The following is a 24723-nucleotide window of genomic DNA, read 5'->3' on the forward strand; positions in this document are numbered from 1 at the left end:
CTGTGAGAAGTCGGCAATTAAAAAAGGAAGATTCCGCATATTTCCTAGAAGCAGATATAGATGGGCAGCCATTCAGATGGGAGGGAATAGAAGATTATGTACATGAGGTGAGGGCAACGCTATTGACAGGTGCGTATCCGTCCATTAATATTTCGATCCAGCGCTCAGAACATGACTATTTCTTTGTCGGAACGGATGGTCTATACACGGGAGGCACAGGTAACTATCCGGTCCTGGGTGCCTACGTAAAATCCAGTCGGTTTGTCGAGTATGCCTCAGGGCTTTACAACAGTTCGGGACAACCCACCAACGGGAAGTTTGAAATTACAAAGGCAACGGAAACCGTTATGGAAGGGGAATTTTCATTCGACGTTTACAGTGACAAGGGGCATGGAACCAGCAAGATATCGGTAACTAACGGCCGGTTTCGTTTGAAATATTAGATACTATTTGAAGAGGGCAAAACTGAGCTGATAGGGGCGTCGCCCGAAGCGAATAAAAAAGCAAGCGCCGTTATTGTTACAACTATGAGTGACAGTATTTACTCTCCCATTTCTCGAAATTGATAGTAACTGCGGCCCTTATCTGATTTTTCTTCTGTTCTTTTTATTCGGCGGGGTGCTCTGCGTAAGCGCCGTTCAATTTCAAACGCTTTCAAACGAATTTAGATAATGATCGACCTGTTAGCTGGTTACGAGATAAATGTGATGACTGCATTACCTTTCTCTGAGGCTAATGCATAGAACGCTTTGAGTTGCTCAAAATAGTCGACAGCATAATCCATTGCATTCTCTTCTTGCCATATCTCAGGATAAATACCGGCTTCATCCAACTGCCTTCCGTCGTATCGGTCTTTGAAGTTGTCGTTTGATACTTTGGCTAGTTCTGAATTGAGCAATTTTACCTCGACCGGTGTGATATATTGTGCTGGTCCATAGCCCATGTCAAGATCTTCATCGACAACATGATCGCTCATAAGCAGCCAGGACAGAGGCGAATTGACCTCATCAATTTCAGCGAGGCTATGGCCGGTTAAGACGAAGAAAATTGCCTCCCATGCTTTATCAATATCCATTAACGCCGTCGGAAAAGAGTCATCTTCCGGAAAAGCTTTTTCCTCCAAAAGCGAAGAATCTAATAAAATTTCTTCAAGCTCCTTCTCTGATACTTGAAGGAAGTAACCGATCATGCTCATATCAAAATTCAATGTTGTAAAGTGAGACCCGAAGGTAGTAAGTGATTGTAATTATTCGTATATTTTAATGTGACGTCTTCAAGTTCAATCGGGGACTAATGTGGATTTGCTTCTGGTGATGTCATATTAACGTCTTGAAAACTTTTCAACCGCTGGGAATATCGGAAGATAATTTTATAATCCGGATTCATCTGGATGATGCCGGTGAGACGAATGGTTCTCTTGGGGTGGTGCCAGGGTCGCATGCCAAAGGGGTGTACCGGGCGGGAGGTTATTTGCGATGTCCGGCGTGGCGAGATTATGCTGATGTTGTTGGTCCTAAAAAAGAACGCTGGCTTGTCAAGCACCGAGGCCCTGAATGGATAGTTGCCATACTTGTCATTGTCCAACAATCGCTTTTATTGTCGTCTGTCAATTGATTCCAATTCAGGAATTGAGCGGGCAAGCCCTCGTATGAAAATTTAAAACCTCTTCGAAGTGTGTCGCTAATTGCAAGCACAAGTGATTTGAAATTAACGCATCTCTTGTCATCCAACAGACGGCCAAATTTATTTATACAACTCCTGCGGCAATCCATAAGCTGTTCGTTGTGAATTTTAGTGGTTTTATACCAGCCCGTTTAGATCCTAGGCAAATCTTAAACGGGCTGCATTTCATTGCTGAGCTACTTGGCGCGCCATTTGCTATTCGATCTCATTCTAGTTTTATGGCAGTAACTCATTTCTTAGAGCTCATCTTCTTCGCAATGAATAAGTCAACTGCGATCAACAACAGAGATACTAGTAAGACAAACAGAATGTTAGAACTTACTTGCCAGTGTTGATAAACCGCTGAAAGCCATAGGGCAAAAGACGATATAGCTAGGATATATAAGGTGGCTCGGAGAAATCTAGCGTAGATCATAGCTGTTTTTTTACTCGTATCCGTGAGATGATGCCTGAAATTGTGATCATGATGTTTATTGAGGAAGGACCGAAATCAGTAAATGACCCTGAAACTTGAAAAGGTTGTACGTCGGTTTCTCTCCTGGCCGACATTAGCCTGTTCTTTTTAACGTTCTTTACATTGGCGGTCTCAGACTTGTAAAGATTCGGGTTTTTTCTATTTGTGAATATGCTTCCGGTTCTTCTACTGAGTTGAACTGCAATTTATTACCACCTGCTATACCATTTGAATCGAAATATTTAATTATTACTGAATTAACCCGAGCTTGCTCTGTTTGAGTTAATCCCTTTATTTTTTCTTGTATTGTCGGTGCAGAATCGCATTCAGTTTGGCAACCGAATGCAAGTTAGAAGTGCAAGTGGTAAAATTTTTTAAATTTTTTCATTTTAATCTTGATTTATTGTATTCAGTAGAGCTAAGTTCATTTGACGATTCCTACGCTATTCGAGTTACAAATTTTCGACGAACAACTATATTTTCGGACGAGTGAGGCTTTATTGTGGGACGAATCTAAGTTTTGAAATGGCTGTAACAAAAGAACTAAAATCTTGACCAAAATTCTCAAATTAGTAGATATTAAAATTGTAGAAAACTTCAAAATTTACTTATTGTACTGAAAGTAAGTTCGTTAATGGACAGGAGAGGTGTTACGGTCTTTGATGCTGTGGTTATTCACCAACAGAGTCTTGTTTTAGGTGGAGAATTTGAGCCTATCGCGCTACGCCAATTCCCTCCGATTCGAGAAGGATAAAGACAATGCCGTTCCGATCAGGAAGTGGATGTGTTTTATTTGCGTCATTGATTGCCGAGGGGCTTGCTACCAAAGGATTTAACGGAACTGCCAGTCATGTGTTGCAGAGCGTTGCAATTTTCGACGGCGATTTCGATCGGAGATCCGCGTAAGATGTCTATGCTGTAACGATGAACAGCAAGTCTTTTTCAGGAATTCCCGGATGTCCCTATAAGGCAATTCATCCGGTTTGGGATTGCTCATTGACAGCTAAATAGATCGGATTGTTAAAATGTCATCCGAATTGTTTCGGCTTACAAAGCGCCTCAGATAATGTGGCGCTGATCCGCGATGGTGAGACGGAAACGACTGGGTGCATTCTATACTTGGTACTGTCGCCGTCAAAAACCGGCAAGTATGTTTTCGGTAAGAACTGCGAATTCGGCTCGCGGCGAAAATTGGTCAAACTGCCCTTGCAGAGGGAAAATTGATCTAAAAGCTGTACAGAAAGTTTGAAATGTGCTCAAAAAGGTTAACTAATGGGTATTTACAAAAAGCGACTCCCCGGCGGAGCTGGCCAGGAGGCGATAAAGTTGAATTATCTAAGGCTTGGTTTGCCAATGAAAATCTAAAAAAGTTTCCTTAAGGTAAATTAAAATGCAATGAGTATCTTGTTGGTGGATGTTTTTATAATATTTTCCACTATTGTTTATGAACAGAATTATACCTTCCACATTTTCCCTTATCTTCTTTTACAATCCAATATTCTTTCTCTTATTTCTATGCAACACGATTCCAGGGTTCAGTCAATGTGATCTTGCTCCGCTGGGGCCATCTGACGAGAATCAGGCATCGTACGGTTATTTCTCTGACTTGTCATCAGTAAGTTTTCAGACTAAAACATTTATTTGCTATAAGGACAAAGCTTCACGGATATTTGTACGCCAGTGGGATGGTGTTGCATGGACGACTGTGGGAGGTGGACCCGTCTCTTCTTCAACCGTAGCAATGGATCCCCACATTGCTGTCGATAGGACAGGGAAACTTTACGTGATTTATCGGGAAGTTTACAATGCCGCTCATATCGCTGTCCGAGTGTGGGATGGGAGCGCATGGGCTGCACTGGGTAATGATTGGGTATTTGATGAGTATTGGGGGGGTAATACGAATATGGTCGACCGTCTTGCCATAGCCGTCGATCCGGCCAACAACATTTACATAGCCTCGTTTGACCAACCATCGGGTGAAAAGCTCACTGTGATGAAATGGAATGGCACTGATTGGGCTACTGTTGGCTCCCGGGGATTTTCCAGCGGGTTTGTTACAGACATTCACTTTGCGTTCGATGCGGATGGAAGTCCTTACGTAGGATTTGTCCAGGCCTTTCAAGGAGTCTCCGCGGAAATTGTAAAGTTAGAATCAGGTGCGTGGAATTCAATTCGGACTACTAGTCTTTCCTCTTTCGAAGAGCATGCAATGTTTCTGACAAATGACCGGCAGGGTAATGTCTATTTTGCCTATGAAACCACTGGTACTGATTGGGGGGTACAGGTAGAAAAGCTAGAATCCGGTGTATGGGCCATGGTGGGTGAGAAAATCCAAACTGGCCTTACGGAACTCAAGTCGCTTTCTGCCGACGACTCGGATGGACTTTATCTTTCGTATAGTGATTACAGTGTATCGCCGAAAAAAGCTGCTCTTAAACAATGGAAGAATGGGAACTGGGCAAGTATTGATCTGGGGATTACGGTTGAGTCGCGCGGTGCAGTAAACGCGATAGGTTTCTTGCCGGAAGGAAAGATGCGCTTTGTATATGCCGAGCTGAATGGGGAAGCCATTATGCTCGAATGGAATGGACTAACGTGGAACGAGCTTGTCCCCAGGGGGATTTCCGACGGTATTGCGGGATCACCGTCAGTAGCGATTGATAAACGAGGTGTGCCGCATGTATTCTATCAGGACCTCAAGAAAGGCTATCAGGGAGTAACCCAAAAGTGGAACGGTTCAAGCTGGGTTGCCTTCGGTAACGAAATCCAGTCAGGAAACCCGGTATATGATCCGCGTATTGTCTTTAACGAAGACGATATACCCTATGTAGCCTTCACGAATTTGTTGAATGACTTCAAACTATCCGTCATGAAACTGGAAGAGAATCAATGGCAAATGGTCGGCAATGCGGACTTTTCGAACGGCCAGGCAGGATATACATCCATTGCATTCAAAGATGGTGTGCCATTTGTTGCCTATGCGGACAAATCCCTGGGTTGGAAGGCAATAGTAAAGAAATGGAATGGATCCATTTGGGAGACGATCGGGCCGGAAGGAATTTCAGACCGGGACGCGTCAAATACACAAATTTCATTTGATCAAAATGGGAACCCTCTATTAGTGTACCTGGACATTAATGGCATTGATGCAGGAAAGGTGAACGTGAAGAGATGGAATGGAAGTATCTGGGAAAATCTCGGTTCGGGTGTAATTTCGGAAGGTAATGTTTCCTCACCGGTAATAGTAGGCGGACATTCAGGATCGGTCTATCTAGCGTACCGAGAGATGGCTTTGGAGCAGAAACTTGTCATTCATAAATGGGATGGGACTCAATGGACTAGTCTGGGAGGTTCGAACGTATCGACGGGGCTGGCATCGACGATCACTTTAAGGGTCGATCTCGGCGGTGCTCCAGTGGTTAGTTTTGTAGATTCCGGATTGGGAAATCAGCTGATTGTAAAAAGGTGGAACGGTACCGCATGGGAAGAGGTCAGCCAATGGAAGGTTTCTTCAAACTATTTTAGTTCACTTTCCGTAGCGTTCGATCCGGCAGGAATACCATTTATGGCTTATTCTAATGGGGATGTGTATGCGAAAATCGGTAAATCCGCACTAATTGACAGATCAGAAACTCAAACAATTAATATAAGCGAGTCTGTGTCAGGCGCATTCAGCAAAGATTGTGAGCTTATAGCGCTGGTCAAGCCTGCGGGCTCAGTTCCCGTTAGTGGAAGCACTACGGTTAAAGTGTGGGTGGAAAGTGTTCAACCCAGGGATTTTGTCGGCCGTCATTACGAAATTACGCCCACGAATCATGCGTCCGAGTCGACCGGGCGCGTGACGTTATTCTTCACTCAGGAGGAATTTGACACGTATAATGCCGTCAATTCCACTCAACTGCCGACCAACCCCTCGGATCTTCAGGGAATAGCAAATCTGCTGGTTGAAAAGCGGAGCGGCACGAGCAGTGATCAAACCGGACGGCCCGGTTCATATTCCGATATTGGGGTAAATATTGACCCGGATGATTCAGCTATTGTTTGGAATCTGGCAGCAGAACGATGGGAAGTAAGCTTCGATGTAGTAGGTTTTAGTGGATTTTTCGTAAAAACTTCCGAAGATCCATTGCCGGTTAGGCTCGTGAAATTTCAGGGTAGTCGCATGGAGGGAAAGACATTCCTGTCGTGGGAAACGGCCTCTGAATTTGGAGCATCTCATTTCGAAATCGAGCGTAGTTTGGACACCAGGTATTTCCAAAGGATAGGAACAGTAACCAGTCAAGGGACCGGCAACACGGCGCAGTCGTATTCATTTTTGAGCAACGACCCTGGTTTCGATCGAGTCGCTTATTACAGGCTGCGAATGGTTGATCTTGACGGCAGTTTTACATATTCCAGGACCATCGCCATCGGTGAACCTGGGCTGCGCGACGAGGTAATTGTATTTCCGAATCCGCTAATAAAAGGTTCGCAAATCACCATTAAGGGTAGGACAGACATTAGGCAAATCACACTGATCGATAAGGCTGGTCGCCCACTTTTAAAGTCTTGGTCCGATCATACAAGCGGCAATCCGCGGCTTTCGGTTGATAACCTGTCATCAGGAACTTACTTATTGAAAATCGAGACGGAGAATGCTATTGTTACAAAACCTATTGTGATCGAATAAAATAGTGGATCTATACTGAAACTCGCGAAGTACTTCTTCCGCAATCTGCAACGCAGCAACGAGTTCCGAGTGAGGCCGCCTCGCAGAGCAAGATTTTCCCGTTGTGACACAACAGTAGCTCACTAGCAAAACATCTTGGCCTTCAATCCAGATATCGCTAAATTTGAATCATTGGGATAAAGTCAAAAACGAGGAATTATGTCCAGACAAGTGATTAATGACGGGAATGGTAAACCGGTTTCGGTTCTCATCGATTACTAGGAGTGGCTCAGGATCGAACAGCTTTTGGCAGGGAAAGAACTTCCAGGGAGCGGAGAAAGGAAATGAAACGAGCCTTACCCGACCATGGCAAGATCCGGGAGCTCCAGGAATTATTTGAGGAAGTCCACACCATCAATTCCGACCCTGAAAATTTCAAAAGCATCGGCAGGATGGAAGCGATTATCGGCCAATATGGCCCCAAATAGAATGCGATTAACACCCTCTGGCATCTGAAACCGTGCCCAGGTGCCAGAGCTCTTTCGCGGTGGTAATAAGCCTGTCTGGATACGTTATAAAATAGATGAAAGTGACGGCGGAAAAGTGGCCGGCAAATGGATTATCATCAACTCCATACGTGAGCGGAAGTAGATCGTCTTTAATGCACCAAATCGTTTCAGTTTAAATATTTTTGCGATAAAGACGTGATGTTTTCAACACCCAAATGAGATTCAGATTTAAGTCCCATAAATCTATAAGTCAACGTTACAGACAATCCCTTGCTTGCTTGTTACAGTAAACCGTTACTTTGCAGGGGAGCTTGTTACTGAATCTCTATGCTATATCGTCTCAGATCAATTACATGGATTCTTTGTATGCGAGGTATGTCGTTCAAATCAGGGATTAAGATCACATGGTGATAGAAAATCGCTTACTTCAATTGCCAGAGGGCAGAATGATTCTTGTGAAAATTGTTAAAAGAGGAGAAGTTGTTGCGATCTTCAAACCGAATGTTAATTTGGCATAGAATTGCTTTTGTACCAATGCTGGACGTGTTTTTTGCAAGCAATTCAATATGCCTATTCTAGGAGGTCATTGAGATGCTGCAAGGGCTAGCGATGGTAACGGATCGAAGTTCATAAATACGGTCGTTAAAATGAAATTTCTTCTAAGAGCTTGTCTGTTGGCCTTTTGGAGGGACAATTCTGTTCGTTTCTTCATGCAGGGGAGACCTTAAACTGTAATTTTACTTCTTATCCCGAATACTACAAAACACGTTTCTGGACACATGGTCAGCCACGGCTGCCGCAACATTTATAAGGTGGCGCCCGGGTGGCTGATGGAGCAAGTTAAATTCATTCCTTAAATAATGAACTTCATCGGAAAACCAGCAGGATTGACTGATGGTCTGCCGACAATCTTTTACTTTTCCGCCTTCATCGATCACGACACTAATGGCGCGCCAGATTAGCGGTTTCAACGTAAAGCATATCTTCATTTTCATCTTTTCATCGCTGTTGTATGCATTATGTCAAATGCTTCTGAGCAATATCGTGATGCAGGATGATTTATGGAAAAAGTTTGCCGTCCAGCTAACGGCCCATTATGTGGTGGTGTTTACGATGTGTGTGGCGGATTATAACTTGTTGCTTTTCCTGAATAAACATATTCCCTATTCAAAAAATGTATTGTACCGCATCATAGCCGACCTGGTGGGACTGACTTTGATATGTTTTGCGCTGCTATGGGTTTTCGATTTGATGATTTACAAAATATTGCTCGTTCCCACGGCGGGATTGCCCCCGTTTATAGCAAAGTTTGCATTGGGAATGCTCACCAATGCGCCCATACTGCTCGTCTTTGAGCTGATCCATTATTTTCGGTCCGAACAAAAGGCGATCGCCGATTCAGAAAAGGCGAAGCGAGAAGTGCTGTTGTTTCAGCATGAGACATTAAAGGCACAGATCAACCCGCATTTTTTGTTCAATTCGCTCAACGTGCTCGCATCGCTCATCTACCTGAACCCGCAAAATGCCAACAAGTTTACCAAGGCGCTTTCCCGAAGTTACCGGTACGTGCTTTCCCTGAACCAGCAACCTGCCGTGACGGTCGCAGAAGAAATGGAAGCGCTTGACTCGTATATTTTTTTGATGCAGATGCGGTTTGAAAACGCTTTTACTTTTAAGGTTCATGGAGACGGTGTTTTTGAAAGCAATAAGATTGTTCCCCTTACCATGCAGCTGCTGTTGGAGAATGTATTCAAGCATAATATTGCCACCGAGGAAGCGCCTTTGGCTATTCAGATTACGATTGGAAGCGAATATGTTATCGTAGAAAATCAGGTGCAGCCATCCAGCAATGCCGACAAAAGCGGCATCGGATTAAAATACCTGAAAAAGCAGTATCAACTGTACGGGAAGGAAATTGTCGTGGAGCATACCGGCGATCAATTCATCGTGAAAGTCCCTTATATCGAGCCATGAAATACCTGATCGTAGAAGACGAACGATTTGCCGCCGAAGAGCTGCAACGCATGATGAGTGCATTGCGTCCGAGTTATGTTTTGGAGAAACGCACCAAGAGTGTCATCGAAACCATCACTTTTTTAAAATCAACAAATGTTGATCTGATATTACTGGACATCAGGCTCGCCGATGGCAGTTGTTTCGAAATATTCAACCACGTCAAGGTAACAACTCCGGTTATATTCACGACCGCTTATGATGAACATGCGATCAGGGCCTTCAAGTTAAACAGCATCGACTACCTGCTCAAACCTTTTGAAGAAAATGAGCTGGAATCGGCCCTCGTCAAATTCGAGCATATCTTTCATCACCATTCATCTCAACCGGATCCCGGCATCTTCCAACACCTGATCCCAGCGAGCACAAAGAACCGTTTCCTGATCTCAAAGGGAGAAAACTACCATTATATTGAAACGACCGACATCGCGCATTTTTATAGTGAGGACCGCGTGGTTTTTCTGCATACGTTCAACGACAAACGCTTCATTGTGAACTACACGTTGGATCAGATTGAACAGCAGCTCGATCCCCAGTTGTTTTTCCGCGTCTCGCGAAACTGTATTGGCAATGTAAAAGCCATAGAAAATGTAGCTAAATACTTCAACAGCCGCTTGCAGCTAACCTTTTCACCTGCATGCCCGCATGAAGTGCTTGTCAGCCGCGTACGCGTGCCCGACTTTCTGAAATGGATTGACGGTGTTTTGGAATAGCCGGCAGCCGGCATTCGAAATTCCATTTGCTATAATCTGCACTTCAACCTGCCCATTCTGAACCCCGCGGTTTTTGACTTTTGGTGTTACCTCATTCGGCTCACATTTGCTGAGAAATGAAACAATTTAAACGCCAGTTAAGTCTAAGTCATGAAATCAGCATCATTATTTGCAGCAATGTTCGGGACCTTGCTTTGTCTGAAAGCGAACGCGCAACAAGCCTCTTTTAAGACCGAGTTCATCGGTAATTCGGGTTACTGGTTTTTGCCAAACGGCGATAAGCCGAAAGAAAAGATCGGTGACAGCAAAGGGTCTTCTATTATGTACCAGGGCGCGGTGAATATCCCGCTGTCAACCAAAATCAACGAACATAACCGCCCGACCGCCTGGGGCGTAGGGATAAGCGGTGCCTACGCATCCCTGAACAATGAACGTTTCACGGGCGAGATGGTTTCCGAGATCATGAACCTGCAAGTAGGTATTTATCACCTGCGGCCGCTGAACGGGAAATGGTCTGTAAGGGCGAGTGTGGGTATGGGTGTATTCACTCCTTCGGCCGATTTTTCGAAGATCAGATTCAAAAACGTGCTCGGAAGTGCCGCCGTTGTTTTTATCCGCCATTTGAAACCCAACCTGGCCATAGGAGGGGGGCTGGCGCTGAACAGTTCGCTAGGCTATCCGATGGTATTTCCGGCCGTTTACGTGAACTGGAAACACCATGGGAAGTTCAATGTGAGCGCAGAATTGATTGATGGCCTGGACGTGGCAGCCAGCTACGAGCTGAATGACCACGTGAAGCTTTCGTGGGCATTGGAAATGAACGGGCAGGTGGCCCTGCTCGAAAAGGAGGGTAAAGATGTGATATTTTCCCATCAGTACATTGTCACCGGGCTGCGTCCGGAGGTGAGACTGGGTAAAACCGGACTTACGGCGACGGCAATGGTCGGGCTGAACCTATACCGCCCGGCTGCATACAGCGACAGGACTTTAAAGGGGATGTTTGCCTCCAATAATGACTATTACTTTTCTGCATCCCCCTACGCGTCCATTGGCCTGAAATGGGATTTAAAGCGATGAAAGTCAAACGAGCATTAGAAGACTTCGGGTACAAGAGCGCCTATGGTTTCGCGTATGCATTGAGCCTGGCCCCGATGTCGCTGCTGTACGGCATAGCTACGCTGGCCTTTATTTGGGCCTATTACATGCCCGGATACAGGAAAGCGGTGGCGGTTCAAAACGTAGCCCGCTCCTTCCCGGACATGCGGTATGGAGAGGTGATCGGCATTGTCAGAAAATTTTACAGATGTTTCACCGCCTATCTCGCCGAAATCCTGAAAAGTATTTCGGCGCCGGCAGCGGTGCTCGAAAAACGGATGGTTTTTGAGAACGCTGAGCTTATAAGCGCGCACCTGAATGCCGGAACGAATGTCATTATCTGCCTGGGGCATTGCGGTAACTGGGAGATGCTCAGTTTGATGCCCTATAAACTTGGCCTGGACATGTATGCCGTGTATAAGCCTTTGCGTTCGCAGGCTATGGACAAGCTCATGACGAAACTGCGGTCGCGGTTCGGCATGAAGCTAATTCCCGACAAGCAAGTGACGCGGCATATTCTTACCAGGGGATCGGCACCGGCCGCGTATCTGTTCCTGGCAGATCAGTGCCCGTCAATAGGAGATGATAAGATCAGCCTTGACTTACTTGGCCAGCCGACCTATGTCATCTCAGGCATGGAAAGGCTGGCCCTGCGGAGCGGATCGGCGGTGGTGTTCCTGCATGTGACGCAGCTTTCGAAGGGATATTACAAAGCGCGCTGCCTGCCGATATGTGCTCAGGCGCAATGCACTGGCAAGGGAGAAATTACCAAGAAATATATCTCATTACTTAAAAACAACATACTCGCAGAACCGTATGGCTGGTTATGGACGCACAAGCGCTGGAAAAGATAGGAGTGTAGCCCCTCCAAACCGCCAAATTGACCCACAAGCGTGGCCCATTCGGTATCCGTAGGTAAATGCCAACCGATGGGACAGGCTTTTTTCGCGCTTTCCCAGGTATAAAGCAAGCCGAACTCTTTTCGATTAATTTATCGTCCTTGTAAGCATAGCTGCCTTCAACTTTGTAGTTCAGGTTTTGCGCCATCCAGGTGACAGTTTTGCCCGTTGCTGTGTCTGTAAAATTGATCGTTTTATACATTTGACCGTCTCGCGAGTCAGTGAAGGTGCCGGTAGTTTGCGCGATTCCAACTTGTGTAAAAAGCCAGGAGGCAACTACCGTTACGATGTAGTGTTTCAGCATCTTGATCTATCTTATAATACCTAATCTAAAGTTGTCAGAGAAGTTGACAATACTATGCAGCCTGGGGATGTGTTAGATATTGATTAGTACATTAATCCACCAAAATATGACGACAAGATTCAAAACCATTTTAATGGTTGCCGGACGGCTATTGCTTGTACTCGAACTCTCGAGCGGTGAAAGAAATCCCGGAAAAACCAAAGCCGAAAAAATCTCTTACCTGGTTGAAAAAGCCGTTTCTCACCACGAGCTGACTGGGAATGTTCTGGTCATCGACAACGGGCAGGTCTTACATCAAAAAAGCTACGGAATGGCTAACGCCAGGCTCGGCATACCCAACACTGATAGCACAAAATTTCTGATCGCTTCTCTATCGAAGCCATTTACGGCGATTCTCATCCTGAAATTGGTTGAACAAGGAAGGATGAGTTGCGGATGGAATTGGCAAATTTTTTCCAGGATTGAAAAATCCAGACATCGGTAAAATAACGGTCCACCATCTGCTGACCATATCTCTGGTTTGAAAGAACTAATTACGGAGGAGCGCGAATTTGACGATCACGACATCAATAAGATCGGCTTCAATTTTCCCCCGGGTTCTGATTTTGAGTACTCGAACTCTGGTTATGTTATACTCAGGAGAATTGCAGAAGTTGTATCCGGAAAAATGTACTCTGATTTAATTGCCCAGCTTATTTTTGAACCTTTGCAAATGAACAGTTCCAGAGTCGCAGCACACATTACAGCCATTCCTGGTTTTGCGGTTGGATATAAGGATGCTTACCAGAAAGAACCGGATCTGATAAAGTATTCCCTTCGCGTAGTGGATGGGGCCGGACCAATATACTTCACCTCACCGGATTTAAAGCGTCTCATCGAAGGCATTTATTCACAAAAGTTTTTATTAAAAGCATCCCGCGACAACATGCGTCTAGATGGCGTGAAGTAGTTGATGGGTGAACTATCGGGCCATACTGCCCATGTCGAACGTAAGGTTGTCAGGTCAACTAGTCAGCCGTCAGTCAGCAGAGCAAACTGACAAATGCAGGAAAAGTAGTTGAACACTGTTTTGGATCACCCAACGACCTAAGAAGCCGACCTTCCAGATAGATCGACGATATACATCAAACATTCATACCACCTCTCGGCTAGGGGTATTGATAGGAAACGGAACCATCAAAGTGCTGCGTGATGGTTTTTGATTTATTCAATGTGAAAGAGCCTAATTCAAATACTTTTTCCTGAGACATATCATTTCTCTGGTCTGATGTCAGCCGAAATGTATTTCCGTCCAGTCCCCTGAAGACAAAATTGGGGCTAAGTAAAGAGGTTAACGTGCTGGCAATCAAATCCTTAATTTTTCTCTGACTCTTGAATGAATATTTGTTCCGGTGCAGCCATTCCGATTGCTGACTATATATGAGAACCAATCGGTTATTTACGAAAGCATAGTAAAGCGGCATTCCAATATTCTGATGCGGATAAAAGCTGCTTATGCCTACATCGAAAACAACTTCAATTTCCTTTAACCGGTTTGGGATCGAATCGATCGGAATTGGTCTGCCCTTTCTTCCCAATTGTATATTCGAAATTGCAATATAGCCAAGTCCTTCTCTAAACAACTGGCAACTATCATTTTGTTCGGCCAAATACTTTGCCACCTCGGTGTAGAGTAATTGGTTATTTTCTAGGGCTAGATACTGGATATCTAAGGTGTCAGTCAAAGTGGAAAGGTTGCCGCTAGGATAGTTGCTGAAAGACACGGCTGCTCCTATCATTATTTGCGCAATAAAAACCAATACACATGCAGTAAGAAACCTGTACATAGTAGTTAAAGAAAGACTGAGTATTCATTTCAAGATGCACAAGTTACCAAAAACATTATCGCCATCTCTATGCTGCGATACGGTTCTTTTCTGAACTCTAGTAGGTTTGCACTTTATAGAAACTAACAAGTTTGACTACTGTAATATAGTGCATTGTAAAACCATTTTCGCAAGGTAGGACCATGGACGCGATCGGCAACACGAGTTGTTTGGTGGACTTCACCTGCTCGCGACCGCATCTTTCGGGAGAAGGTGTCCTCGGTAAAAGAGCGGTCCGAACTTAACAAGCTGCTCGATACGGCTAGGGAAGGGGACAATTGATACGACGACAGCCCAAGGCCGGTTGATCTTTAACATTTTTGCGTCGTTGGCAGAGTTCGAGCGGGACCTTATCCGGGAGCGGAACAAGGCCGGCCTTTCGGCTGCGCGCCCCATGGGTAGGATGGGAGGGAAGCCCAAAGGGCTAAGCAAAGCAGCGATGTCAAAGGCACATGCTGCTAAGGCACTCTACGATAAAAAGGACAAGACAGGCGAAGAAATCGGAAAAGCCTTAGGCATTAGCAGGGCCACCGTTTACCGTTACATCAAAGAGATCGAGCAGCAGCAGCGGTTCGTCAAGCGAAAACAATCCTCAAAGCAAAACTAGTTACCATGCATCAGACGGTCGCCTTCTTGTCCGAATGGGGCAACGACATCCCTGATTTCTCTAAGCGTATATCCGAATTGCCCACCACGCATTTCATTGATACAGCACTCATTGCAAGCAAAAAAGTTATTGCAGCTGCAAAACGGGTCATCGAAGCCGTGCGTAACCGGCATTTCTCGGGCGGTGTTCTGGACTCGGAGTCGACAGCCAAGTAATCAATTCTGCCCGAGACTGTTTCTGTGTTTGCCCACAATAACTGATAAAATTCCCTGACTTCGTGCCGGCTCATTCTTTCGTCCAGCCAAGGGGCGATCATTTTGTTGCCAGGGATGTACCATTCTCGCTCCTCGGCAAAACATCCACAAACAGCATTAAAATCACGGCTGGTCAAAGCTGCAAAAAATTGAGCAGCTACCTGCTCGGCAGGTTGTGCATTTAATAATCTGCTTTCATTCATTGGATAGCGGGAATGGTGGCTTCTGTTTTCTATGCGAATAAGGGCGGGACATCAGACAAGTTAAGCGCTTTGGAACAATTTGTTCAGAAATAGGACTAAGTAAATAATGTTATAATGGCCTGTTTTTTAGCATGATGAGTAAAAGTTAAAAGCAGTTAGTTTTTAATATAAATCCCTTTCCACTGCGCCACATATTCGGCAGTTTAAAATAAGTCGCTTGCGTAAATCCATTTAACCTTTTTTAATCAGTCATGCTATGAAAAAGTGTTTTACCGCTAGTGCAGTCCTTGCAATTTCAGTATTATTCATCTGCGCCTGGATACGGGCGTCAAACAATAACCCTGAAAGTCTGACCCGTACAAGAATCACTACTCCCGGGGCATCAGGCCGGCCAACCCAGGACATGCTGGATTCTATTCAAAGTGTGATAATCAAATCGGAATATTACATGAGTGCCCGCAATGGGTATCCACAGAGTCCAAATAGAAATCAAAACCTGCGCGCCATATACGCGCCAGGTAATCTAGAAATTCATGCTCGAACTGATAATCCGATACAAGGAGGCAAATTTAATTTCAAATTAAAAACAGAAGGTATCTATGCAGACAATGCGCTGATAGGAATACCCGAAGCCGATGCCCGGGTTAAAAGTCATGAAAATCATTTACGCATCCATCACCATGGCTTTGTTGAAGAGTACATAAATAGTGAAGAAGGAATCAGGCAAAATTTTATCATAAAAAACGCCCCTGTTTCTTCAAAAAAAGTGAGTGTCGAGCTAAGTGTCCTGGGATTTGATATCAAAGACAATAGAAATAACACATTGACATTTACTGAATCAGATCCGGAAGACGAAAATCCAACGACCCTGCATTACGACGATTTGAAATGCTGGGATCTGAATGGCAAAATGCTAGCCGCTACTTTAAAGTATACCCATGACCGTATCCGTATTGAAGTAGACGTCGAGCACGCCGTTTTTCCGGTAACGATCGATCCCATCATTACAAATGGGTTTGTTGCCAATGCTAATAAGGTGATTGAAATCAATCAGAGGTCTGCCTGGACCGGATACTCAGTCTCGAGTGCAGGTGATGTGAACGGAGATGGGTACAGTGACATCATCGTCGGTGCACCCAAATATGACAACGGCGAGTACGACGAAGGCGCTGCGTTTCTCTTTCCAGGTAGGTCAACGGGTGTAAGCCTGGCCGGAGTGATCCTGCAAAGCAACCAGGCTTTTGCCCAATCGGGCACCTCGGTCGCCAGCGCCGGGGATATAAATAACGATGGCTATGGTGACGTACTTATAGGGGCGCCCCGTTTCGATAAGGGAGAAATCGACGAAGGCGTTGTGTTCGTCCACCTGGGGAGTGCAGCAGGGATCGGCATTTCGCCCGCTTACACACTCGAAGCAAACCAAGCCGGGGCATTGTTTGGAGTGTCGGTAGCCATTGCAGGGGATGTCAACAAGGACGGATTCAGCGATATTTTAGTTGGCGGCCATCAGTACAGTAATGGGCAGGTTAACGAAGGCGCTGCATTTCTCTACTTTGGATCAGCATCCGGCCCCGGCCCGGCCACTGTGCTTGAATGTAACCAGGCCAACGCCATGATGGGCTATTCGGTCGCATCCGCTGGCGATATCAATGGCGATGGATATAGCGATGTAATTTCGGGCGCACGTCTTTATGGGAACGGCCAGCTTTACGAAGGGGCAATTTTTGTATATCTGGGTGGTGCGGCAGGCCTTCAGCTGACGCCACAGAAAATCGAGAGTGGCCAGGTCGATGCCCGTATGGGGCATAGCGTGGCAACTGCGGGTGATGTAAACGGGGACGGGTTTAGTGATGTGATCGTGGGCTCTTACCTTTACGATTCCGGCAGCGCCAACGAGGGGGTTGCATTTATTTATAACGGCAGCGCCAGCGGCCTCAATGCCGTTCCGGCGACAACTTTACAATCGGACCAGGCCGAGGCCTGGTTTGGTTGGTCGGTCGCATCCGCCGGAGACGTCAACGGCGATGGATATGCGGATGTAATCGTTGGTGGAATTCATTACGATAAAGGACAAAACAATGAAGGGGCTGCATTCGTCTTCCACGGCTCGGCCAACGGCGTCAACAGCATTTCGGCAGCCATGATAGAGGGGAACCAGATCGAAGGCTGGCTGGGCTCGGCGGTTGCTTCGGCCGGGGATGTAAACGGCGATGGGTACAGTGACATCATTGTTGGCGGTTATGCATTCGAAATAGGTCAGACGGACGAAGGGATCGCGCTGGTATACCATGGATCTGCCTCGATTGTTGAGTCGTTTGCAGGCACTACTTCCAACGGCAACAGCATGTCTGTTCTGGGAACAGTCCTTTCACACGCGGGGGATTTGAACGGCGACGGCTTTGACGATGTGATCGCGGGCGCACCCGCCATAGATCCCTACGGTATCATCGGTCAGTTATTTGTGTATTACGGATCGTTGAACGGCCTCAATACGCAATCGGCGACCATTCTTCTTGAAGAATCGGAATTCACTGCTTATGCCAGTTCCGTTTCAGGCGCCGGCGATGTTAATGGTGACGGATACGACGACATTATCGTAGGGGCACCGACTTTCGGTCCCACCGGTAAGGCATATATTTACTATGGTTCTGCATCTGGTGTGAGCCAGGGCTCCAAGGCTGAGCTGAGTTTTGACGACAGCTATTTTGGTTCCACCGTAGTAGGTGCCGGCGATTTGAATGGCGACGGCTACGCAGATGTTGCGGTAAGTGCCCCCAATTATCAGGTCGGAGGAACGATATATGGGGCTGTAATGGTTTATTTTGGATCGTCCTCAGGAATTGTCACCACACCGAAAAGCTATATTGGAACCGTCGAAAACGGTTATTATGACGTTGAAGGCGCGGGTGACGTCAATGGAGACGGTTATGATGAGCTGATATTGATCGGTATTCCCCCGGGAGGAACCAACAGCAAGGTTATGGTTTATCATGGTTCGGCGACCGGGCCGGTTGATAACCCTACGACAATCCTACCGCCGGGCGTTGGTGACGGTGGAATCGGGACAGTCGTTGCCAAGGGAGGTGATATTAACGGGGACGGATTTGGCGACGTATTGGTTTCGGCCGCCGATTTGGGCAATTTTCAATTAATTGTTTATTATGGCTCGGCTGGGGGCTTGTCGATAGCCAATCGCTTCGGAATATTCCGGCCGACGGGCGGTTTTGGACAGGCAATCGGGGCAGCGGGAGATGTTAATGGTGACGGATATGGCGACGTAGTGGTGGGTGCGCCCCAATTCACTCCACCGGGCGCGCAACTTCCGTCAGGTGCGGCATACCTGTTGCTTGGATCTCCCGGAGGCATGGCGTATTCGGAATCTTTCTCTGTGATCAGTATAACTGAAGATCAAAGACTGGGACTTTCGGTAGGCGGCGGCGGCGATGTAAATGGTGACGGGTACAGTGACATGCTGATCGGTGTTCCAAATTATGCGGATCCTTACCAAGGCTTTCAGGGACAGATACAGGTTTATCACGGAAATAACGGGAAAAACGGAAAAAATCTCCGCAGCGACGCCCGTCTCTACAATGCCGATCTTATCTCGTTGTATAACCGCAATTACCCTGGTCAGGGTGGAGAAAGCAATTTCGGCATGGGCTTGTTTGCCAGGTCATTTCTGGGCACCGGCAAGGGTAAGCTGGTATGGGAAACCCAGGCTGCCGGCAACAGTTTCTCGAAGTCCGGTAGTACATCGATAGCCACCAGTGCACAATTCACTGGCGCACAAAGTCATTACCAGCCTTTGGCTGGAACTGGTACGGAACTAAAAAACCTCATAGCAAAAGTAAGCCCGGCCACGCACGTCCGCGTCCGCGTGAAATACGACCCTGTGCTGGCACTTACCGGCCAGCAGTACGGCCCGTGGCGTTACCTGCCGGATTACCTGCTGGGCAATTCCATCGCGCCGCCGCCGCAGCAAGAGAAATTATTGACTAAAGATGCTGCCTTATCACAAGAATCGGATCCGGCGTGGACGGTATTCCCTAATCCGGTGGCAGATAAGATACAGGTGCGTAGCCTGGGCACAGCAAGCATTCAAAGTCTCGAACTTGTTTCACCCGGTAACGCCAGGATTAAATCGCTGCACGCCGGTCAGCAGGAAATGAATGTCAAGGGCTTGCCGTCGGGTATTTATCTGCTGCTTATTCATCAGAAAGATGGTAAGACATCTACCCACCGCGTAATACTTGGAGAATAAGTGATGCCCAAAAACTCGGCGCTTCTCATCCGTTAATGAACGGAATAGGAAACGATAGAAGTTCCCCGGCTTGTCGTGCTATTGTTGATTGAAGCGATGCTGCCCAAGATGATACACGGGGTTACCAAACTTGAAGGCGACTTATGTAATTTGACCCTTCGGACAAGCTTTCCCCCTGGTTTAGTCGGTAATACACCACATCGTAACCTCCAACTGGCATTGGAGCTGGCGGTAAGTTGCTTGACCACCCGTCCCGCGATGTTACAACCTGCACCTTGATATTGCTGTAAGCCTTGGTGAGTTGCAGTTGCAATACATCGGCGGTCATCAGGCTTCGATCTGGAAGAACATGTCGTCAAATCTGTTTTTTTCGATGCCGCCCGACAGCGTCTTTTCCTGGGCTGGCCTACTGATGGGCTTTTTGAATTTACCAGGAAGGCTTTCCGCGTGCTTACAACCGATAAAGATCGGGAAAAGTATTTATCAAGCGCTCACTGCATTTTCGAGGACAAAAAACATTTTTTTGGATCACGACTAACAAAGGGTTATTCCAATTTGCCAAAAATGATCTGATGGCATATGTGCGCGACAAATCCAAAATCCCCTACTATCAATACTATTCGAAGGGAAATGGCCTGGCCACTAACGAGTTCAATGGCGGTTGTCAGCCCTGCGCCGTCCAGCATCTCGGATTGGGAGCGGCTGACTCCGGATAAAGTTATCCATTTCGCGAACCTGCCTTCGGGAAGTCACACATTGTACCTTAAAAAGCAGGCCGGTTTTGGCGCAAAGAGTTTGGTTACGTACAAATTTACCATTGATATTGAAAAGGCCTGGTATGAAACCTACCTGGCCTGGGCTGGCGCAGCTGCTGTGATGCTTATACTGATATTGGCAGCCATCCGCTTCCAAAACAGACGACTCATTAAAAAGAACCAGGTACTCGAAGAAGCTATTTCAAAACGCACCCGTTCTTTGAACGAAACAATGGAAGCTTTACAAGATTCGGAAGAACAGCTTTTTAAACAAGTCAAAATACAACAACGGATGATCGCTTCCATTACTCACGATGTAAAAACGCCACTAAAAGCGGTGTCTTCTGTTTCAACTGAAATCGACAAACTTTTGAACGAGGGAAAGTTGGATCAGGTCAGGGCTTTCAGCTCCGCTGTAACGTAAACCTATTGGGCATCGTCTTGGGAAATCTGATCGATAATGCAGCCAAAAATACGGTTGGCGGCAGCATTACCATTAATTCTGAATTGTTCGGTTCGAAGGTGTGTGTATCCATTAAGGACACAGGTTTTGGAATTCCTGACAAATACGCGACTTGGCTCAATGAAGACGATCCTGCGGCAGAACCACAGCACGGTCAAAGCCAAGGGGCCAGCAGTGGCATGGGACTTTTAATTGTTAAGGAAATTGTCAGTATGATGGGCGCACAGATTCACGCGCAGCGAACCGTTGACGGGACCATTATAACAGTCCTATTGGAATCGGAAGAGTAAGCAACGCTGCATGTTTTCACTGTTCCCATATTCCACTACTCCGAGGGAGTAATTGGCTACGAATTGTCGATCCAGCGCGAAGCGCCGAAAGAGCCTTACGCAGGCAAACCCCGAGGTAGAAAGCCTAAGAAATCCCAGCAGGAACCGTCAGTATAGCCAATATTAGAAGGTATTTCAAAAGGGAGGTACAGTTTTGTGCCTGCCTTTTGCCGTGTAAAAGGAGTTCATGATTCTGGGGTAGGGGCAACAAATCTGGTAATGTAATGCATCAAACAGACTTGTCTGTTCGATCGGTTTGTTTAACTTTGCCTTATGCGCAAGGATAGAAAAAATGCAGTCAGACAAGCGGTCGTGGAAACGGCTTCCCGATTGTTCTACAAACAAGGGTACAGTAACACCGGCATCAATCAGATCATTGAGGAATCCGGGGTGGTGAAATCATCCTTGTACACAACTTTCCGCTCGAAAGAAGACATTTTGATGGCTTATCTGGAAACTTCCGGTGCTGCTACCGACCAGGCGTTGAAAGAGGCAGCAGACCGCTACGAAGATCCGGGTAAGAGGGCATTGGCAATATTTGACTACCTGGTCGAGCTGGTACAGCAGAAGGAATATTACGGCTGCAACTTTTTGAATATTATATCGGAAATACCCAAAGAAGACGAACGCGTCCGGGCACAAATAAAAAAGCAAAAAAATGGCGTCCGCAAGTTATTCTATCAAATCCTGGAACCAATTGGTAAAGAAGACCTCGCAGATGAAATGTACACGTTATTCGATGGGGCGCTGATTGCCAATAAGGTCCACGATGAAGTATGGCCCGTATTAAGCGCGCGCAGAACGGCCTCCAAGTTGTTGGATAACCGATAGCTACTGGAAAATGGGGGACTTTAGGTATTAAAATTAAATTAAAATGAAAACAGACTTGTCTGTTTTAAAAATAATGCTTTATCTTTGAACCATGAGAAATATGACCGTCAGGGAATCGATCCTGAAAACAGCGGCGAGGCTGTTTTATCAGCAAGGTTATAGTAATACGGGAATTAACCAGGTCATCGAGCAGGAAGATATTGCCAAATCATCTTTGTACCAACATTTTAAATCGAAAGAGGACTTACTATTGGCTTATTTGCATTTAACCGGAGCTGAAACTTTGGCGCGTTTGAAAGAGGCATCTGAGCATGGCGGATCGCCGAAGCAAAAGGTACTGGCGATTTTCGATTATCTGGCCAGTTCGGTGACCAACGAAAGTTTTCATGGCTGCCATTTTCTCAATATCGTTTATGAATTGCCTCATGACGCCTCCCGGGTTCGGCAGCAGGTAAAATTGCAGAAGGAAAGTGTACGGGACCTGTTTCGGCACATTCTAGGACCGTTGGAAAATGAAGCGTTGGCCAGCGAAATCTACACACTGTTCGAGGGGGCGCTCATCGGCCATAAAGTGCATAACGATTCCTGGCCGGTCTGGGCCGCACGGGCAGTCGTAGAAAAGCTGCTTTAATTTGTTTTACTGAAAACAGACTTGTCTGTTTATTCTTTTAACTGTAAACTTTATAGCACATGAAGAAGAACCAAGTACACTACCAGAAATTGCAAGTAGACGGGTTGAACGTATTCTACCGCGAAGCAGGCCCTGTTGACGGGCCCGTGGTGCTCCTCTTGCACGGCTACCCGACGTCTTCGCATATGTACCGGAATTTGATCCCGATCCTGGCAGAGAACTACCACGTATTCGCGCCCGACCTGATTGGGTTTGGCAATTCGGATGCACCGCATTACAAATCGTTCGAATATACCTTTGATAACCTGACCAAATATGTTCAAGGGTTTATCGACCAACTCGGATTAAAGCGTTTTGCGGTGCAGGTATTTGATTACGGCGCGCCGGTCGGATTCCGTCTGGCGGTCGCCAACCCGGAAAAAGTAACCGGGATTATTACGCAAAACGGGAATGCTTACGTGGAAGGACTCAGTGATGGCTGGAACCCGATCCAAAAGTATTGGGCAGATCCCAGCGAGCAGAACCGTAATGACCTTCGGGTGCTATCCACTGCCGAATCCACGCAATGGCAGTACTTTACCGGGGTGAGCGACAAAAGCCTTGTTGCGCCCGAATCCTACCTGCTCGACCAGTTTTTCCTCGATCGGTCCGATAATGAGGAAATCCAGCTGGATCTTTTCAAGGATTATGCGAGCAATGTGGCATTGTACCCAACATTTCACCATTATTTCCGAGATAGTCAGGTACCGTTGCTGGCCGTTTGGGGCGACAAAGACCCGTTCTTTCTGCCCGCCGGAGCCGAGGCATTCATCAAAGACCTTCCCAATGCGATCGTCAAGCTTTACGATACCGGCCATTTCGCATTGGAAACCCATGTAGATGAGATTGGTGAAGCAATTTTGAAGTTCCTGGAAACGCTCCCGCGTTAAGAGCAGCAGTCACGCAGATTCAAATTGGTTAAACTTACAACTGTGATGATGATGGAAACAATAACGCAAGGTCCGGTGCTCCGCGAGCGTTATGGACAGGTGCGCCGGCTCACCGTGAATATCTGTCAGGGCCTGGAAACGGAGGACTTCGTAGTCCAACCTGCTCCCGACGTAAGTCCACCTAAATGGCACCTTGGCCACACCACCTGGTTTTTCGAAACATTTGTGTTGAAGCCGCACTGCGCAGACTATCAGCTGTTCAGCAAGGATTTTGATTATGTGTTTAACAGCTACTATGAAACGCTCGGACGCAGGGTAGTGCGGACAGAAAGGGGAAATCTGAGCAGACCAACGGTGCAGGAAATATTTCGGTATCGGGATTATGTGGATGAAAGACTGTATCAGCTACTGGACCTGGCAAGCGCAGACCTGCTGACGGAGATTTCGCCGGTCATCGAGCTCGGAATAAACCATGAACAGCAGCATCAGGAGCTGCTCTGGACCGACATCAAGTACATTCTAGGTAATAATGCGCTGTTTCCGCGCTTTGTAAATCCACAGCACCCTAGTACCACTTTTCGGAATCCGGATGATGATTTTTTACAGATCGATCGTGGGAATTATGAGATAGGACACATTGGGTCAGCTTTCTGCTGGGACAATGAGCGTAACCGGCATACGGTGTATCTTGAACGGTTTGAAATAAGCACAACACTGGTTACCAACAAAGGGTACCGTGAATTTATTGACTCTGGTGGATACAGCGATTTCCGGCATTGGCATTCGGACGGTTGGGCATGGGTTAAAGCGCAGCAAATCCAGGCCCCGCTCTATTGGCATTATTGGGAGGGCGACTGGCTCAACTACACCTTCGACGGGCTACGACCGATCGACCCGCAAGAGCCCGTTTGCCACGTGAGTTACTACGAGGCTTACGCTTATGCCAGTTGGATCGGGTTAAGGCTCCCTACCGAATTTGAATGGGAGGTAGCTGCGCCTGAAATGCACTGGGGCCAGCGGTGGGAGTGGACCGGAAGCGCCTATCTGCCATATCCCGGCTACGTTAAGCCTGCCGGTGCACTTGGAGAATATAATGGCAAATTCATGGTGAACCAGCAGATCCTTCGCGGTGCTTCCACCTACACCTCGCCTGGGCATAGCCGGATTACGTATCGCAATTTCTTTCAACCTCAGGCTCGTTGGCAATTTTCCGGCATCAGAACAGCGCGCTCCTAGTGTGTCAGTAGGAAGCGTATATATGTAGACGTTATGACAAC

General features: G+C 46.6%; 21 protein-coding genes and 2 pseudogenes. 18 read left to right on the forward strand and 5 right to left on the reverse strand.

Annotated features, from left to right (window positions below):
- Positions 1-2 precede the first annotated feature (2 nt).
- Positions 3-443 carry a hypothetical protein gene (locus BMW93_RS04110; RefSeq protein ID WP_143061584.1) on the forward strand — a complete coding sequence of 147 codons (441 nt, stop codon included), beginning with the start codon at positions 3-5 and terminating at the stop codon, positions 441-443.
- A gap of 248 nt (positions 444-691) precedes the next feature.
- Here BMW93_RS04110 and BMW93_RS04115 read toward each other — a convergent pair whose 3' ends face one another.
- Complete coding sequence (locus tag BMW93_RS04115; protein ID WP_218147653.1) at positions 692-1189, reverse strand: YfbM family protein; 498 nt, start codon at positions 1187-1189, stop codon at positions 692-694.
- 140 nt (positions 1190-1329) lie between these two features.
- Here BMW93_RS04115 and BMW93_RS36210 point away from each other — a divergent pair, with 140 nt between their 5' ends.
- From BMW93_RS36210 to BMW93_RS04145, 8 genes are all read left to right on the forward strand, one after another.
- Positions 1330-1614: a phytanoyl-CoA dioxygenase family protein gene (locus BMW93_RS36210; protein ID WP_177193992.1), complete on the forward strand. Its 285-nt coding sequence runs from the start codon at positions 1330-1332 to the stop codon at positions 1612-1614.
- A 2264-nt stretch (positions 1615-3878) separates the two neighbouring features.
- Positions 3879-6806, forward strand: a complete 2928-nt coding sequence (locus tag BMW93_RS04125) for a T9SS type A sorting domain-containing protein (RefSeq protein WP_218147654.1) — start codon at positions 3879-3881, stop codon at positions 6804-6806.
- A gap of 323 nt (positions 6807-7129) precedes the next feature.
- Positions 7130-7273 (forward strand): hypothetical protein, encoded by a 144-nt coding sequence (locus BMW93_RS35370; RefSeq protein ID WP_177193993.1) that lies wholly within the window; start codon positions 7130-7132, stop codon positions 7271-7273.
- A 40-nt stretch (positions 7274-7313) separates the two neighbouring features.
- Entirely contained in the window at positions 7314-7436 is a 123-nt protein-coding gene (locus tag BMW93_RS36040; protein WP_255372340.1) for a hypothetical protein, read from the forward strand.
- Positions 7437-8239: 803 nt separating this feature from the next.
- Positions 8240-9268: a sensor histidine kinase gene (locus BMW93_RS04130; RefSeq protein ID WP_090373953.1), complete on the forward strand. Its 1029-nt coding sequence runs from the start codon at positions 8240-8242 to the stop codon at positions 9266-9268.
- Positions 9265-10020, forward strand: coding sequence for a LytTR family DNA-binding domain-containing protein (locus BMW93_RS04135; RefSeq protein WP_090373954.1), 756 nt, complete (start codon positions 9265-9267; stop codon positions 10018-10020). Before BMW93_RS04130 ends, BMW93_RS04135 begins: the two co-directional genes overlap by 4 nt.
- Before the next feature lie 150 nt (positions 10021-10170).
- On the forward strand, positions 10171-11097 hold the full coding sequence (locus BMW93_RS04140) for a DUF6268 family outer membrane beta-barrel protein (protein WP_090373955.1): 927 nt from the start codon (positions 10171-10173) through the stop codon (positions 11095-11097).
- Complete coding sequence (locus tag BMW93_RS04145; RefSeq protein ID WP_090373956.1) at positions 11094-11969, forward strand: lysophospholipid acyltransferase family protein; 876 nt, start codon at positions 11094-11096, stop codon at positions 11967-11969. Before BMW93_RS04140 ends, BMW93_RS04145 begins: the two co-directional genes overlap by 4 nt.
- Here BMW93_RS04145 and BMW93_RS36215 read toward each other — a convergent pair.
- Together BMW93_RS36215 and BMW93_RS36220 are read right to left on the reverse strand one after the other, a co-directional pair.
- On the reverse strand, positions 11852-12106 hold the full coding sequence (locus tag BMW93_RS36215) for an FISUMP domain-containing protein (protein ID WP_409013066.1): 255 nt from the start codon (positions 12104-12106) through the stop codon (positions 11852-11854). The genes BMW93_RS04145 and BMW93_RS36215 overlap by 118 nt on opposite strands.
- Positions 12100-12318 (reverse strand): annotated as a pseudogene (locus BMW93_RS36220) (FISUMP domain-containing protein); the annotation flags it as partial. The gene BMW93_RS36215 and the pseudogene BMW93_RS36220, both read right to left, overlap by 7 nt.
- A 133-nt stretch (positions 12319-12451) precedes the next feature.
- Here BMW93_RS36220 and BMW93_RS36225 point away from each other — a divergent pair.
- Positions 12452-13267: pseudogene (locus BMW93_RS36225) on the forward strand (serine hydrolase domain-containing protein).
- Positions 13268-13466: 199 nt separating this feature from the next.
- Here the strand turns inward: BMW93_RS36225 and BMW93_RS04165 are convergent.
- The gene (locus BMW93_RS04165; RefSeq protein WP_090373960.1) at positions 13467-14144 is read right to left on the reverse strand and encodes a hypothetical protein; all 678 of its coding nucleotides are present in this window, start codon (positions 14142-14144) and stop codon (positions 13467-13469) included.
- A 343-nt stretch (positions 14145-14487) separates the two neighbouring features.
- On the opposite strand from BMW93_RS04165, the gene BMW93_RS04170 reads away from it, so the two are divergent.
- Positions 14488-14790: an HTH domain-containing protein gene (locus BMW93_RS04170; protein WP_229240199.1), complete on the forward strand. Its 303-nt coding sequence runs from the start codon at positions 14488-14490 to the stop codon at positions 14788-14790.
- A gap of 10 nt (positions 14791-14800) precedes the next feature.
- Here the strand turns inward: BMW93_RS04170 and BMW93_RS35100 are convergent, their stop codons facing one another.
- Entirely contained in the window at positions 14801-15247 is a 447-nt protein-coding gene (locus BMW93_RS35100) for a nuclear transport factor 2 family protein (RefSeq protein WP_143061585.1), read from the reverse strand.
- Between the two features lie 766 nt (positions 15248-16013).
- Between BMW93_RS35100 and BMW93_RS04180 the strand changes: the two genes are divergently transcribed.
- The 7 genes from BMW93_RS04180 (at position 16014) to egtB (ending at position 24682) form a co-directional block, all read left to right on the forward strand.
- Positions 16014-19508, forward strand: a complete 3495-nt coding sequence (locus tag BMW93_RS04180) for an FG-GAP-like repeat-containing protein (RefSeq protein WP_177193995.1) — start codon at positions 16014-16016, stop codon at positions 19506-19508.
- A 630-nt stretch (positions 19509-20138) separates the two neighbouring features.
- Complete coding sequence (locus tag BMW93_RS04190) at positions 20139-20687, forward strand: HAMP domain-containing histidine kinase (protein WP_143061586.1); 549 nt, start codon at positions 20139-20141, stop codon at positions 20685-20687.
- Positions 20688-20692: 5 nt separating this feature from the next.
- On the forward strand, positions 20693-21016 hold the full coding sequence (locus tag BMW93_RS04195; RefSeq protein WP_090373965.1) for a sensor histidine kinase KdpD: 324 nt from the start codon (positions 20693-20695) through the stop codon (positions 21014-21016).
- 312 nt (positions 21017-21328) lie between these two features.
- Positions 21329-21886: a TetR/AcrR family transcriptional regulator gene (locus tag BMW93_RS04200; protein WP_090373966.1), complete on the forward strand. Its 558-nt coding sequence runs from the start codon at positions 21329-21331 to the stop codon at positions 21884-21886.
- A gap of 91 nt (positions 21887-21977) precedes the next feature.
- Complete coding sequence (locus BMW93_RS04205) at positions 21978-22517, forward strand: TetR/AcrR family transcriptional regulator (RefSeq protein WP_090373967.1); 540 nt, start codon at positions 21978-21980, stop codon at positions 22515-22517.
- A gap of 59 nt (positions 22518-22576) precedes the next feature.
- Positions 22577-23446 (forward strand): alpha/beta fold hydrolase, encoded by an 870-nt coding sequence (locus tag BMW93_RS04210; protein ID WP_090373968.1) that lies wholly within the window; start codon positions 22577-22579, stop codon positions 23444-23446.
- Between the two features lie 45 nt (positions 23447-23491).
- Positions 23492-24682 (forward strand): ergothioneine biosynthesis protein EgtB, encoded by a 1191-nt coding sequence (egtB, locus tag BMW93_RS04215; RefSeq protein ID WP_090373969.1) that lies wholly within the window; start codon positions 23492-23494, stop codon positions 24680-24682.
- Positions 24683-24723: the final 41 nt, after the last annotated feature.

The sequence above is a fragment of the Dyadobacter sp. SG02 genome (assembly GCF_900109045.1).
GTDB lineage: Bacteria > Bacteroidota > Bacteroidia > Cytophagales > Spirosomataceae > Dyadobacter.

What these genes read in the sequence shown, in the direction of transcription:
- BMW93_RS04115 (WP_218147653.1), bottom strand. Translation starts at nt 1,189, where the DNA reads ATGATCGGTTACTTCCTTCAAGTATCAGAGAAGGAGCTTGAAGAAATT.
- BMW93_RS04125 (WP_218147654.1), top strand. Translation starts at nt 3,879, where the DNA reads ATGGATCCCCACATTGCTGTCGATAGGACAGGGAAACTTTACGTGATT.
- BMW93_RS35370 (WP_177193993.1), top strand. Translation starts at nt 7,130, where the DNA reads ATGAAACGAGCCTTACCCGACCATGGCAAGATCCGGGAGCTCCAGGAA.
- BMW93_RS04130 (WP_090373953.1), top strand. Translation starts at nt 8,240, where the DNA reads ATGGCGCGCCAGATTAGCGGTTTCAACGTAAAGCATATCTTCATTTTC.
- BMW93_RS04135 (WP_090373954.1), top strand. Translation starts at nt 9,265, where the DNA reads ATGAAATACCTGATCGTAGAAGACGAACGATTTGCCGCCGAAGAGCTG.
- BMW93_RS04140 (WP_090373955.1), top strand. Translation starts at nt 10,171, where the DNA reads ATGAAATCAGCATCATTATTTGCAGCAATGTTCGGGACCTTGCTTTGT.
- BMW93_RS04145 (WP_090373956.1), top strand. Translation starts at nt 11,094, where the DNA reads ATGAAAGTCAAACGAGCATTAGAAGACTTCGGGTACAAGAGCGCCTAT.
- BMW93_RS04165 (WP_090373960.1), bottom strand. Translation starts at nt 14,144, where the DNA reads ATGTACAGGTTTCTTACTGCATGTGTATTGGTTTTTATTGCGCAAATA.
- BMW93_RS35100 (WP_143061585.1), bottom strand. Translation starts at nt 15,247, where the DNA reads ATGAATGAAAGCAGATTATTAAATGCACAACCTGCCGAGCAGGTAGCT.
- BMW93_RS04190 (WP_143061586.1), top strand. Translation starts at nt 20,139, where the DNA reads ATGGCCTGGCCACTAACGAGTTCAATGGCGGTTGTCAGCCCTGCGCCG.
- BMW93_RS04200 (WP_090373966.1), top strand. Translation starts at nt 21,329, where the DNA reads ATGCGCAAGGATAGAAAAAATGCAGTCAGACAAGCGGTCGTGGAAACG.
- BMW93_RS04205 (WP_090373967.1), top strand. Translation starts at nt 21,978, where the DNA reads ATGAGAAATATGACCGTCAGGGAATCGATCCTGAAAACAGCGGCGAGG.
- BMW93_RS04210 (WP_090373968.1), top strand. Translation starts at nt 22,577, where the DNA reads ATGAAGAAGAACCAAGTACACTACCAGAAATTGCAAGTAGACGGGTTG.
- egtB (WP_090373969.1), top strand. Translation starts at nt 23,492, where the DNA reads ATGATGATGGAAACAATAACGCAAGGTCCGGTGCTCCGCGAGCGTTAT.